Source organism: Flavobacterium niveum (assembly GCF_055231775.1).
Genome location: NZ_JBUYSX010000002.1, coordinates 436,199 through 448,862, shown reverse-complemented (window position 1 = coordinate 448,862; position 12,664 = coordinate 436,199). Strand labels below are relative to the sequence as shown.

General features: G+C 46.2%; 11 protein-coding genes. 8 read left to right on the top strand and 3 right to left on the bottom strand.

Features of this window, described 5'->3' with window-relative positions; genetic code table 11:
• The first annotated feature begins 22 nt into the window (after window positions 1–22).
• From ACZIX4_RS07415 to ACZIX4_RS07380, 8 genes are all read left to right on the top strand, one after another.
• Window positions 23–613: a K(+)-transporting ATPase subunit C gene (locus ACZIX4_RS07415; RefSeq protein ID WP_463334985.1), complete on the top strand. Its 591-nt coding sequence runs from the start codon at window positions 23–25 to the stop codon at window positions 611–613.
• Window positions 614–736: 123 nt separating this feature from the next.
• Window positions 737–2,056, top strand: coding sequence for an outer membrane beta-barrel protein (locus ACZIX4_RS07410; protein ID WP_463334984.1), 1,320 nt, complete (start codon window positions 737–739; stop codon window positions 2,054–2,056).
• Between the two features lie 4 nt (window positions 2,057–2,060).
• A complete protein-coding gene (locus tag ACZIX4_RS07405) occupies window positions 2,061–3,185 on the top strand; it encodes a sensor protein KdpD (protein ID WP_463334983.1) in 1,125 nt (374 codons plus the stop codon).
• Between the two features lie 2 nt (window positions 3,186–3,187).
• Window positions 3,188–4,912, top strand: a complete 1,725-nt coding sequence (locus ACZIX4_RS07400) for a HAMP domain-containing sensor histidine kinase (RefSeq protein WP_463334982.1) — start codon at window positions 3,188–3,190, stop codon at window positions 4,910–4,912.
• A gap of 107 nt (window positions 4,913–5,019) precedes the next feature.
• On the top strand, window positions 5,020–5,982 hold the full coding sequence (locus tag ACZIX4_RS07395; protein ID WP_463334981.1) for an SDR family oxidoreductase: 963 nt from the start codon (window positions 5,020–5,022) through the stop codon (window positions 5,980–5,982).
• Window positions 5,983–6,132: 150 nt separating this feature from the next.
• Window positions 6,133–6,921 carry a helix-turn-helix domain-containing protein gene (locus tag ACZIX4_RS07390; RefSeq protein ID WP_463334980.1) on the top strand — a complete coding sequence of 263 codons (789 nt, stop codon included), beginning with the start codon at window positions 6,133–6,135 and terminating at the stop codon, window positions 6,919–6,921.
• A gap of 76 nt (window positions 6,922–6,997) precedes the next feature.
• Window positions 6,998–7,555 (top strand): hypothetical protein, encoded by a 558-nt coding sequence (locus ACZIX4_RS07385; RefSeq protein WP_463334979.1) that lies wholly within the window; start codon window positions 6,998–7,000, stop codon window positions 7,553–7,555.
• A gap of 12 nt (window positions 7,556–7,567) precedes the next feature.
• Window positions 7,568–8,107: a hypothetical protein gene (locus ACZIX4_RS07380; protein WP_463334978.1), complete on the top strand. Its 540-nt coding sequence runs from the start codon at window positions 7,568–7,570 to the stop codon at window positions 8,105–8,107.
• Window positions 8,108–8,157: 50 nt separating this feature from the next.
• Here the strand turns inward: ACZIX4_RS07380 and ACZIX4_RS07375 are convergent, their stop codons facing one another.
• From ACZIX4_RS07375 to ACZIX4_RS07365, 3 genes are all read right to left on the bottom strand, one after another.
• Window positions 8,158–10,563, bottom strand: a complete 2,406-nt coding sequence (locus ACZIX4_RS07375; RefSeq protein ID WP_463334977.1) for a ribonucleoside-diphosphate reductase subunit alpha — start codon at window positions 10,561–10,563, stop codon at window positions 8,158–8,160.
• Window positions 10,564–10,650: 87 nt separating this feature from the next.
• A complete protein-coding gene (locus ACZIX4_RS07370) occupies window positions 10,651–11,628 on the bottom strand; it encodes a ribonucleotide-diphosphate reductase subunit beta (protein WP_463334976.1) in 978 nt (325 codons plus the stop codon).
• 307 nt (window positions 11,629–11,935) lie between these two features.
• Window positions 11,936–12,523 (bottom strand): DUF3109 family protein, encoded by a 588-nt coding sequence (locus ACZIX4_RS07365; RefSeq protein WP_463334975.1) that lies wholly within the window; start codon window positions 12,521–12,523, stop codon window positions 11,936–11,938.
• Between the last annotated feature and the right edge of the window lie 141 nt (window positions 12,524–12,664).

The window sequence follows — 12,664 nt, the reverse complement described above, 5'->3', positions numbered from 1 at the left end:
GCAACATTAAAAATAAACAAAAATGAAAACACATATTGTTCCCGCTATACGGTTAACCCTGTTCTGCGCCCTGTTTTTTTCAGGTATCTATACCATGAGTATTTTGGGCCTTGCCCAACTAACACCAAACCAGGGTAAGGGTTTCATAACCGAACACAACGGAAAGCGCTACCACACCTATGTGGCGCAGGGCTTTACCCAGGATAAGTACTTCTGGCCGCGCCCCAGTGCGGTAGACTATAACGCAGCCGGATCTGGGGGCAGCAACAAAGGCCCATCGAATCCGGAATACCTTGCCACCGTGCAAAGCCGTATCGATACCTTTTTGCTTAAAAACCCCGGTGTTGCCAAAAAAGACATCCCTGCCGAGCTGGTTACTGCCAGTGGTGCCGGGCTGGATCCGGATATTTCACCCGAAGCTGCAACCATACAGGTAAAGCGTGTAGCCAAAGCGCGTAACCTACCCGAAGCCGAAGTGGCAAAAGCTATTGAAGAAAACACCAAACAACCGCTGCTGGGCTTCATGGGGCCTGCAACGGTAAATGTCCTGAAGCTGAACCTGGCTTTAGACAACCAAGCCTCTCCCCAGCCCTCTCCAAGGGAGAGGGAGTAGCTTCACTCGCACGTTCCGTCATTGCGAGGAACGAAGCAATCTTATTAAAAATGAAGGTTTTAAAGCTGAACAGGCTTTAGACACCCTACGCAATTAACAAACAAATTTTAATACAAACAGAAAATGAGAACGCTAAGCACTTTAGCATTAACCCTTACTGCGGCATTTGCCATGCAGGCGCAAACGGATTCCCTAACGACTAAAAAAATACCTTTTGACGGTATGGACCTTGGCTGGATAAACGGACAGAACCGCCAGACGAATTTCCCGCTGACATTCCAGGACAAGGACGGCGAAACCATACTTACTGGTGTGGCCTACGTAGACGGCTACTACAACTATGACTTCAACAGGCCGAAAGACAATACCCATACCATTTCATCTTCTATAGGGCGCAGCAATGAGTTTACCATTAACATGGCAAGCGTTGGTATAGAAAGTAATTACAAGAATATTATAGGCCGCGTATGGCTGCAATACGGCCAAATGGCTGCCATAGTACAGGACCAGGACGGTACTGTAAACCACGGGCGCAACACCAGCGTTAATAACCTTAAGTACATACGCGAAGCCGCTGCCGGTTACCATTTTGATAAGTGGTATGGCGTAAATGTGGAAATGGGTATCTTCATGAGCTACATAGGCCTGGAAAGCTACGTGATAAACGAAAACTGGAGCTACCAGCGCAGTATGGTGTGCGATTTTACACCGTTCTACTTCCAGGGGGCAAGGGCACAGTTATATCCGTCTAAACATTTCAAGACCGAAATTTGGGTGATGAACGGCTGGCAAACCTACAACAGCTGGAACACCGGCCTTGCTGTAGGTTCGTCTAACTACTACAGGCCAAACGAAAACCTGCAACTGGTGGCTAACTTCTACCTTAACGGGAAAGACAACCGCAATGCTCCGGGCGTAAGGCGTTTCCACCACGATAACAGTGTGGTAGCGCGTTACTTTAAGGATAAGCAAAGCACCGGCATCAGCCAGGCAGCATTCAGCCTTAACACGCACTACGGCTTCCAGAGTGGCAGCGGCGTAAAATCGAAAGACAATTATATGCTGGGCACATCATTGGCCAATAGGGTGTGGTTCAACAAAAACAAAATGGCACTGACCCTTCGTGGTGATGTGATTACCAATCCCGGTGCGTACCTAGCGTTTTCACCATCGCCTGTAGCTGACAATGATTATAACGATGCGCTTGCAGCGGGCAAGGACCTGAAGATGTTACAGGGTACGGCTACCTTTGATGTAATGCCGAACGACTTTATTACCTTCCGCCTGGAGTACGGATACCGCAGCAGCAACATCCCTTACTTTGCAGGCAGGCAGGGTACCACAAGCCCTGACGGATGGATAGACACCCCTACCGATGGCTGGAGGCCCGACCTAAAGAAAACCGAAAACAGGATAACACTGGCCGTTAACTTCAGGCTGTAAAATTTTGGACACTGAAAAAGAAAATAATGTAAAACACTTCCTCGACCTGATACAAAAATCGAGGAAAGGTAAGTTTAAGGTCTACATCGGCATGAGTGCCGGTGTAGGCAAAACTTTTCGTATGCTACAGGAAGCGCACACCCTGTTGCGCAACGGTATCGACGTAAAGATAGGCTACATAGAAACCCACAACCGCAAGGAAACCCACGACCTGCTTGACGGGCTTCCCGTGGTGCCACGCCGCTCTATTTTTTACAAAGGCAAGTACCTGGACGAAATGGATGTGCAGGCGGTAATCAACCTGCGCCCTGAAGTGGTTATTGTAGACGAGCTGGCCCATACCAACATAGAGGGCAGCCGCAACGAAAAGCGCTGGCAGGATGTAATGGAGATACTCGACGCGGGCATTAACGTTATCAGCGCGGTAAACATTCAGCATATAGAAAGCCTGAATGACGACGTACGCGAGATTACCGGCATCGAAGTAAAAGAACGTGTACCCGACAGCGTACTGAAAGCTGCCGACGAGGTGGTAAACATAGACCTTACTGCCGACGAGCTGATTACCCGCCTTAAAGAAGGCAAAATTTACACCCCCGATAAAATACCCCACGCGTTATCGAACTTTTTTAAGGCCGAGCATATACTACAGCTCCGCGAGCTGGCACTGAAGGAAGTGGCCAGCCAGGTAGAACGCAAGGTAGAAACTGAGGTTACGGGCCTTAATGCCAAACAGGAGCGTTTTATGGCCTGTATAAGCAGCAACCCCGAAACGGCCAAAAAAGTAATACGTAAAACTGCAAGGCTGGCTAATTACTACCACAGTAAATGGATTTTGCTGTATGTGGAAACTCCTGCCGAAGCACCCGATAAAATAGCCCTGAGCCGGCAGCGCCACCTTATAAACAACTATAAGCTGGCCATAGAGCTGGGCGCCGAAATTATAAAAGTGGAAAGCAGCAGCGTAGCCACCGCCATAATGCAAACCGCCGAGGCAAGAAAGGTAACCACTATTTGCGTGGGCAAGCCGCACATAAACTTATTTAAGGTAATTTTGTCTACCAACGTTTTTAAGTCGTTGCTAAACAAACTGTCGAGCAGCGACATCGACTTAGTAATACTTTCATAAACATGAAAATAAGGACCAAACTGCAACTGGCGCTGGGCACGTTGTTTTTGCTCATAGCAGTGCTATCGGCATTTGCCATACGCCAGGTAAACCTTTTGGCACAAGATACCAAGAACATACTCGTGGCTAACTATAAGTCTCTTGATTACAGCCGCAACATGCTGAAGGCCATAGATGCCGACACGCTTACTGCTGCTAACCTGAAGCAATTTCAATACTACCTGCAAAAACAGGTGGCTAACATTACCGAAGTAGGCGAAAATGAATACACTACCGACCTGCAGCTGCACTATGCCAGCCTGCTGAAAGAACCTGCAAACAAAACCCACCTGCGGAACATCCGCGAGTCGCTGAACAGCATCATGAAACTGAACATGGATGCCATACAGCGCAAAAGCATCATCGCCGAAAAGACCGCCGATAATTCGGTGCTGTGGCTTACGTTTACCGCCGCGCTGTGTATCAGCATGGGTTTTTTACTGCTTATAAACCTGCCGGGCGCCATAGCTGCCCCCGTGCAGAAACTTACCGAAAGTATCCGCCAGATTGCCGAAAAGAACTATTCGCAGCGGGTGTACATTAAAGGGCACGACGAGTTTGCCACCATGGCAAATACCTTTAACTCTATGGCACAGAAGCTGGAAGAATATTCTGCAACTGACCTTGCCAAACTGATGACCGAAAAGAAACGCGTGGAAACGCTTATCAATAACATGGCCGACCCGGTTATAGGGCTGGACGAGCACAACAGCATTATTTTTATAAACGAGGAAGCGCTGAAAATTGCCGCACTGAAAAAGGAAATGGTTACAGGCCGCAACATAAGCGATATAGCCCTTACCAACGACCTGCTGCGCGACCTGAGCCGTGAGGCCGTACTGGGCGAAACCCAAAGCAGGCAGGTAATGAAAATTTATGCCAACGGGCGCGAAAGCTATTTCGAAAAAAACATACTCCCTATTCAGGTGGTGCCTACCGGTGAAACCGAAATGCAGCCCATAGGTTCGGTAATCATATTGCGGAACATTACGGCGCATAAAGAGCTGGATGAGGCCAAGACCAATTTTATCGCTACAGTGTCGCATGAGTTTAAAACGCCCATTGCCAGTATGAAGATGAGCCTGCAACTTTTGGAAAATGAAAAGACCGGCCCACTGAATGAGGAGCAAAAGGAATTGGTAACCAACATAAAAGACGATACGGCACGGCTGCTGCGCACTACGGGCGAGCTGCTGAACATTACGCAGGTGGAAACAGGGAAAACGAGCATCAATATAGAATCGTGTCATGTGGCTACGCTGGTGGAAGATGCCGTAAATGCGAATAAAATACAGGCCACAGCCAAGCAGATAAGCATACATGTAAATGTGGAAAACGGTTTCCCCGACGTGTTGGCCGACCGCGAAAAAACCACCTGGATTATCTCTAACCTTATATCGAATGCAGTACGTTATTCGTATGAAAATGCGCAGATAACCGTTTCGGCAGAGAAGCATCCGGGTACGGTGCAAATCACCGTTAAGGACAACGGTATTGGCATCCCTGAAAATTATATCGGCAAGATATTCGACAAATATTTCCGGGTGCCGGGCAGCCAGAAGGAAGGCACCGGGCTGGGCCTCGCCATAAGCAAGGAATTTATGGAAGCACAGGGCGGCACCATTACGGTAAGCAGCGTACCCGGCCAGGGCAGTACCTTTACCCTTACGTTTAAAAGAGGGTTTTAATCCCAAAAAATGGACTTCTGAACACAGAAAAGTTGAACTTTTCAACACATCCGGCGGTTGCCTAAATACTGAACTTTGTAGTGTTGTTAATTAAAAAACCACACACAATGGAAACAGATAAAACAGTATTGGTAACCGGCGGCACAGGGTTTATAGCCGTACACATCATCCTTAATTTACTAAAACAAGGCTATAACGTACACACTACCGTACGCAGCCTGGGCCGTTCGGGCGAACTTACCGAAGCGCTTAAATCAGTCGGTATCACCACCTTTGATAACCTTCATTTTTTTGAAGCCGACCTTTTGAAAGATGAGGGTTGGGCCGAAGCCGTAGCAGGAGCTGACTACGTACTGCACGTAGCTTCTCCGTTTATTGTTAGCGAGCCGCAAGACGAAAACGAACTTATTATCCCGGCACGCGAAGGTTCGCTTCGTGTACTTAGGGCATCGCGCGATGCGGGGGTTAAGCGCGTGGTGCTTACCTCGTCATTCGCAGCCATTGGCTACAGCAACAACACACCCGGACACGTTTTTACCGAAGAAGACTGGACCGACCCTACTGCCCCTGTAGGCGCTTACGTAAAATCTAAGACCATAGCCGAAAAGGCCGCATGGGATTTTATTGCCGCTGAAGGCAACGGGCTGGAGTTGGCCGTTATTAACCCGGTTGGGGTGTTTGGCCCGGCGGTGGGCGGCATTACATCTGCCTCTGTAGATTGGGTTATAAGGGATATACTGGACGGTAAAGCACAGACGTTTGATTTTGCCTTTGGTGCGGTAGACGTGCGCGATGTAGCCGATATACACATCACTGCCATGCTGCACCCCGATGCTGCAGGGCAGCGTTTCCTTGCTACAGATGAAGGTGCAATTGCCTTTTATGACGTGGCAGAACTGATACGTAAGGAACGCCCTCAGTATGCAGGCAACGTACAGGATTTTGAAAAACCGCATGCCGATAAGTACCCTGTATTATCTAACAAAAAAGCGGTAACCGTATTGGGGTGGCAGCCGCGCAGCAAAGAAGAAGCTGTACTGGCAAGCGTGGATAGCCTGAAGGGGGTTTAATAAACATCGTTGATAGAATTTTATACCTACAAGGTCTTAAAGACCTTGCAGGAAGCTAATCCAACAAGGCATAACAACCTGCAAGGCTTCAAAAACCTTGTAGGTTTCTTTTATACCAAAATACTATCTTTATACTACTAAATCATGGTTATGTACACCAGCAAAATACTATCATGCCATATAGGGCCGGAAATTTCGCCGGAGCACTTTATATCTGAGCACTTTTTTATGTACCTGATAGAAGGGAGCATTACGGCCTATGACGGTAAAGATACCTACACGGTGCATCCTGGTGAAATAACCATAGCCCGGAAAAACCATTTTGTACGCTACACCAAGCACAGCGCCAACAATGTTTTCCGTAAAGTGATTATAGCTTTTGATAAGCCTTTCCTGGATTATTTTTTAGAGCGGCACCCTGTTGAGGCCACTGCTTTTGTAAACACCGGGGCATTTGTGACCCTGCCCGATACCCCGCGCATCAGCAGTTATATACAGTCCATAGAGCCTTATTATACCGGCGACCTGGAAATTGAAGCGGGCTTTGAAGACCTGAAACGCGAGGAACTGATGCTGATATTGCTCAAATCAGAACCCTGGCTGGCCAATGTGTTCTTTAACTTTGCCGTGCCACAAAAGATAAACCTTGAGGAGTTTATGCACCGTAATTTCAGGTTTAATGTGAGCCTGGAACGCTTTGCATTCATGACCGGTCGCAGCCTTTCGGCCTTTAAACGTGATTTCATGAAGGTATTCGGGACTACACCGGGCAAGTGGCTCACGACCAAGCGTCTTGAGGAAGCCCATTTCCTGCTGAAAAACATGGGTGCAAGGCCGGGAGAGGTGTACAACGAGCTGGGCTTTGAGGATTTCTCGCATTTTTCATATGCGTTCCGTAAGCATTTTGGCATAACGCCAACAGAAGTTGTTGCGCTGTAAAATTTTGTAATAGTTGTTGATTGTTTTAGTACATTTATAATCAACACACTATACAACAACCAAAATTTACATATATATGGGATCAGACTACAGGCACGACTTACAGGATGCAATCAGTGTACGGCAGGAAGAACTAAACAGGGTAGCCACCATATTAGCCAGGAATGCCCATGTGTTCAGCCTAAGATGGACAACCTGCAAGGTAGCAGTTATAGCCCTGGGTGCTCTGGCAGCGACCAAAGGCACGTTTGATAAACTGCTTTCTTCAGATAATGAGTTTAACCTGGTTTTCTTTACTATTATAGGCCTGCTTGTAGCCATAATCACCGGTTTGGAAACCACTTTTAAGTACGAAAGCAAAACCACCGAACTTAAAATCCTGGCTGCCGAATGCCATTCTACAGCACGGCAAATAGACACAATGTGGTTCCAGAATATTGCTTTGGCACAAAATGACATTAACTATAGAGAAGAGGCTAAAAAGCTCCTGGAAATACAGGATGCCAAACTTTCGGACATTCAAACAAGGGCTACTAAAATAGGGATTAACCTTACCCTGCACATTAAAAATGAATTTACCCTGAATGATAATTCATATTCAGACAGTTCATCAAGCCATCTTTATAATGCGTAATATTGTCATGAAATGAAGATAATTGATGTACTTTTTGATGTTTTATTTATTACGGCCATACCATGCTTTTTTATAGTTTTCGGTTTCGTAATGGTATTCAAATTCCGCCAATTTGACAATCCGGATGAAAATGCAGATTTTTTATGGAAGAATAAGTATTTCGGGATTGCTTTCGGGCTTCTTGTATCTTCAATCATCGGTATATTTTGTGTTTCAGGTATAGCTTCCAAAATCAGCAGGGATGAGATTTCGCAAAAAACAGAAACGATGTCAGGTCAAGGATATACGCTTATTATAAATGACACCATTCGTCCCAAAAATGACAGCCTGATTGCAGCATTACAAAATATAAAAAAGGAAAGCAGCTCAAGGAATACCGGTGATCCTAAAATAGATGTGACTATAAAATTAATGGATGATATTATCCCTATTCGACTGGTTCGTGATTATAATAACAAATCCAGGTATTGGGTTTTCTACAATAAATACGGAATTACTTCGGGTAACTGCATTGGCGAAATCAATACCTCTTCATTAAGCCGGTACAAATAAAAAAAGGAGCCCTATAAAGGGCTCCCCATTGCATGTATATATTGGAAAGATTATGAGCCGCACATTTCGCAGTCATCCGGCTCGGCATTGCGGCTGCGTTGCAGCATAGCCTGGAATTCGCTAACAGCCATTGATTCTCCCTGCGCCGCTTCGGCAACAGCTTCCACAGCCACAGGTTCGGCTTTCTTCTCATTGTTAAGGGTAAATTTAATCGCATCCACCGCACTCTTGGTACGCAGGTAGTACATGCCCGTTTTCAGGCCGCTTTGCCACGCATAGAAGTGCATAGAGGTAAGCTTGGCGTAGGTAGCACCTTCCATAAACAGGTTAAGCGACTGGCTCTGGTCTATGAAATAACCACGCTGGCGGCTCATGTCTATGATGTCCTTCATACTCATTTCCCACACGGTTTTGTACAGGTCTTTTATGTTTTGAGGGATGATATCGATGTTTTGCACCGAACCGTTTGCCCTCATTATCTCCTGCTTCAGTTCTTCGTTCCAAAGGCCAAGTTCTACAAGGTCTTTCAGCAGGTGCTTGTTCACCACGATAAACTCGCCCGAAAGCACACGGCGTGTGTAGATGTTTGAAGTATACGGCTCAAACGCTTCGTTGTTACCAAGGATTTGCGATGTAGAAGCCGTAGGCATTGGCGCAAGCAACAGCGAGTTACGCACACCATGCTCCATAACCTCTGTACGTAGTGAAGCCCAGTCCCAACGGCCGCTAAGGTCGGTGTCTTTAAGGCCCCACAGGTTGTACTGGAATTCACCCTGAGATATAGGCGAACCCTGGAATGTAGAGTATGCGCCTTCTTCTTTGGCAAGCTCCATACTTGCAGTAACAGCGGCAAAGTAGATGGTTTCAAATATTTCCTGGTTAAGCTGTTTAGCCTCATCGCTTGTAAACGGCATACGCATCATGATGAAAGCATCAGCAAGGCCCTGCACACCAAGCCCTACAGGACGGTGACGCATGTTACTGTTGTATGCCTCCTCAATCGGGTAGTAATTGCGGTCTATAACCCTGTTCAGGTTTCGTGTGATGCGTTTGGTAACATCATACAGGTACTGGTGGTTAAAAGTGCCGTTCTCTACAAACATAGGCAGCGATATAGAAGCCAGGTTACATACCGCTACTTCATCTTCGCTGGTGTACTCCATAATCTCGGTACACAGGTTAGACGAACGGATGGTACCCAGGTTTTTCTGGTTGCTCTTACGGTTAGCCGCATCTTTGTACAGCATGTAAGGCAGGCCGGTTTCTATCTGGCTTTCAAGTATTTTCTCCCAAAGTTCACGCGCCTTTACAGTCTTGCGGCCACGGTTTTCAAACTCATATTGCAGGTACAGCGCATCAAACTCCTCGCTGTGTACGTTGTACAGGTTAGGACACTCGTTAGGGCACATTAGTGTCCACTCGCCGTCTTCCTGAACGCGTTTCATAAACAGGTCCGGAATCCACATGGCCAGGAACAGGTCGCGTGTACGCATTTCTTCCTTACCGTGGTTTTTGCGAAGGTCAAGGAAATCGAAAATATCAGCATGCCATGGCTCTATATACACGGCAAAGCTGCCTTTACGCTTACCGCCACCCTGGTCTACATAGCGGGCAGTATCGTTGTATACCCTAAGCATAGGCACAATACCGTTACTGGTACCGTTAGTACCGCGGATGTACGAACCCGTAGCCCTTACGTTGTGGATAGACAGCCCTATACCACCGGCAGACTGCGATATTTTAGCCGTGTTTTTCAGCGTATCGTAAATACCGTCTATGCTGTCGTCTTTCATAGAAAGCAGGAAGCAGCTCGACATCTGTGGCTTTGGCGTACCTGAGTTAAACAGCGTAGGCGTAGCGTGGGTAAAGTATTTTTTACTCATCAGCTCATAGGTTTCTATGGCCGATTCTATATCGTTAAGGTGAATACCTACAGATACACGCATAAGCATGTGCTGCGGGCGCTCTACTATACGTCCGTTTATACGCAGCAGGTAGCTGCGCTCAAGGGTTTTAAACCCGAAATAGTCGTAGTTAAAGTCGCGGTTGTAAATAATTTTACTGTCCAGTATTTCGGCATTGGCCTTAATTATTTCATACACCTCATCACTTAATAGAGGCGACTCCTGGTTGGTACGCGGGTTTACGTAGTTGTACATCTCTGTCATAGTTTCAGAGAATGACTTCGTGGTATTTTTATGCAGGTTACTCACCGCTATACGCGCTGCAAGCAGGGCATAATCAGGGTGGGTAACAGTCATAGAGGCGGCAGTTTCGGCTGCAAGGTTATCCAGTTCAGAGGTGGTTACCCCGTCATACAATCCTTCAATAACGCGCATGGCTACCTTAACCGGGTCTACCAGGTCGTTAAGGCCATAACACAATATCCTTACCCTGTCGGTTATCTTGTCAAACATGACAGGCTCTCTTCTTCCGTCTCTTTTTACTACATACATAAGGCTATAAATTAAGGTTAATAATCCCCCGGGAGAACCTGCAGAAGCAGCATCTCCCAAAAACAAAATCGTTAAAAAAACTATATATTAAAAGTCAGCGTCGAAACTGATCTTCTGTGAATCCGTATCTTTATTCATTACACCCGCTTTCTGGTATTCAGACACCCGCTTCTCAAAGAAGTTGGTCTTACCCTGTAGCGAAATCATATCCATAAAGTCAAATGGGTTAGCTACGTTGTACACCCTTTCGCAGCCCAGCTCTACAAGAAGCCTGTCGGTTACAAACTCCAGGTACTGTGTCATCAGGGCCGAGTTCATGCCTATAAGGCTTACCGGTAATGATTCGGTAATAAACTCACGCTCTATATTCAGGGCATCTACAATAATTTCTTTAATACGGGCCGCAGGCACTTTGTTTACCAGGTGGTTGTTGTGCAGGTGCACAGCAAAGTCGCAGTGTACGCCTTCGTCACGGCTTATCAGCTCGTTACTAAAGGTAAGGCCCGGCATAAGGCCGCGCTTCTTCAGCCAGAAAATAGAACAGAACGCACCCGAGAAGAAAATACCCTCTACCGCTGCAAAAGCAATAAGCCTTTCGGCAAAAGAATCACTTTCTATCCATTTCAGTGCCCATTCTGCTTTCTTTTTAATGGCCGGGAATACATCAAGTGCATTAAACAGCTCGCTTTTTTCAGCTTCGTCCTTTACATAGGTATCAATCAGCAGCGAGTAGGTTTCGCTGTGGATGTTTTCCATCATAATCTGGAAACCGTAGAAAAACTTCGCTTCCGGGTACTGCACCTCGTTCACAAAGTTTTCGGCCAGGTTTTCGTTCACAATACCATCTGAAGCAGCAAAAAACGCAAGGATATGCTTTATAAAATACTTCTCTTCTTCTGTAAGCTTATTGTTCCAGTCGTTAAGGTCCTGGTGCAGGTCTATTTCTTCAGCCGTCCAAAAGCTCGCTTCCATTTTCTTGTACCAATCCCATATGTCGTGGTGCTTGATAGGAAAAATCACAAAGCGGTTTTTATTTTCCTGAAGTATAGGCTCTATTGAAGACATAGTATTTTGAGTTTTATTGCTTTAGGGTTTTCGAATTTTCTAACGGTCGTAGAATACAAAGGTTGGCAATTACATTAAAAATTCAAACACATAGTTATCCACAATCGCGGATAGTTTTTAACAATAAAGCAAATATGTTAAGGCTTTCATAAAAATCACACAATGCTGAATATCAAAATATTACAAAATGTTAAACATTTCACAAATCAGTGATTTCGCCTGTAAAATAGGAGGGTTTTATAAACTTTTCAGAAGCCCTGAAATCGTCAGGAGACTATAGATTTAAAAAACAAGAACAAAAGAAATTTTATCTCCTCCTCTTTGGTCCGTCCTTTTTTAAATCCTCGGCTATTTTTTCCAGTTCGGTATACCAGTCGATGCCGAAACGGCGGATGAGTGCTTCCTTTACAAACTTGTATACCGGCACCTCCAGCTCCTTACCCAGGCTGCAGGCAGGGTCGCAAATTTCCCAACGGTCGTAGTTTACCGCTGCAAATTCTGAATAGTCCTTTATACGTATGGGGTACAGGTGGCAGCTTACGGGTTTTTTCCACTGCACTATACCCTGGTTATAAGCCTGCTCTATGCCGCACAACGCGGTTTTCCCGTCGAAAATAACATAGGCGCAGTCTTTATTGTCTATAAGCGGGGTTTCCAGTTCGCCATCGGTGCCTACCACCCAGGTGCCCTGGGCTTCTATGGCTTCAATCCCCTCTTTACGCAGGAATGGCTTTACCAACGGGTAAATTTCCTCAAGTATCTTGGTCTCCTCTTCAATAAGCGGTGCACCCGCATCGCCATCTACACAGCACGCGCCTTGGCAGGCACTAAGGTTGCACACAAATTCCTTCTCCAGTATGTCCTCAGACACTATCGTTTTACCCAATTGAAACATGCCGCAAAGATAGTGTTTATTCTTTGAAAAAGAGGCCTCACCCCAGCCCCTCTCCAAAAGAGAGGGGAGCAGCTTCACTCATATACAAATGCCTTATCACTTTTTCTTTTGCCTTATCCCTTTTGCCTTGTATCGCTCAGA

Coding starts and splice junctions, on each gene's coding strand:
- ACZIX4_RS07415 (WP_463334985.1), top strand. CDS start 23: ATGAAAACACATATTGTTCCCGCTATACGGTTAACCCTGTTCTGCGCC.
- ACZIX4_RS07410 (WP_463334984.1), top strand. CDS start 737: ATGAGAACGCTAAGCACTTTAGCATTAACCCTTACTGCGGCATTTGCC.
- ACZIX4_RS07400 (WP_463334982.1), top strand. CDS start 3,188: ATGAAAATAAGGACCAAACTGCAACTGGCGCTGGGCACGTTGTTTTTG.
- ACZIX4_RS07395 (WP_463334981.1), top strand. CDS start 5,020: ATGGAAACAGATAAAACAGTATTGGTAACCGGCGGCACAGGGTTTATA.
- ACZIX4_RS07390 (WP_463334980.1), top strand. CDS start 6,133: ATGTACACCAGCAAAATACTATCATGCCATATAGGGCCGGAAATTTCG.
- ACZIX4_RS07385 (WP_463334979.1), top strand. CDS start 6,998: ATGGGATCAGACTACAGGCACGACTTACAGGATGCAATCAGTGTACGG.
- ACZIX4_RS07380 (WP_463334978.1), top strand. CDS start 7,568: ATGAAGATAATTGATGTACTTTTTGATGTTTTATTTATTACGGCCATA.
- ACZIX4_RS07375 (WP_463334977.1), bottom strand. CDS start 10,563: ATGTATGTAGTAAAAAGAGACGGAAGAAGAGAGCCTGTCATGTTTGAC.
- ACZIX4_RS07370 (WP_463334976.1), bottom strand. CDS start 11,628: ATGTCTTCAATAGAGCCTATACTTCAGGAAAATAAAAACCGCTTTGTG.
- ACZIX4_RS07365 (WP_463334975.1), bottom strand. CDS start 12,523: ATGTTTCAATTGGGTAAAACGATAGTGTCTGAGGACATACTGGAGAAG.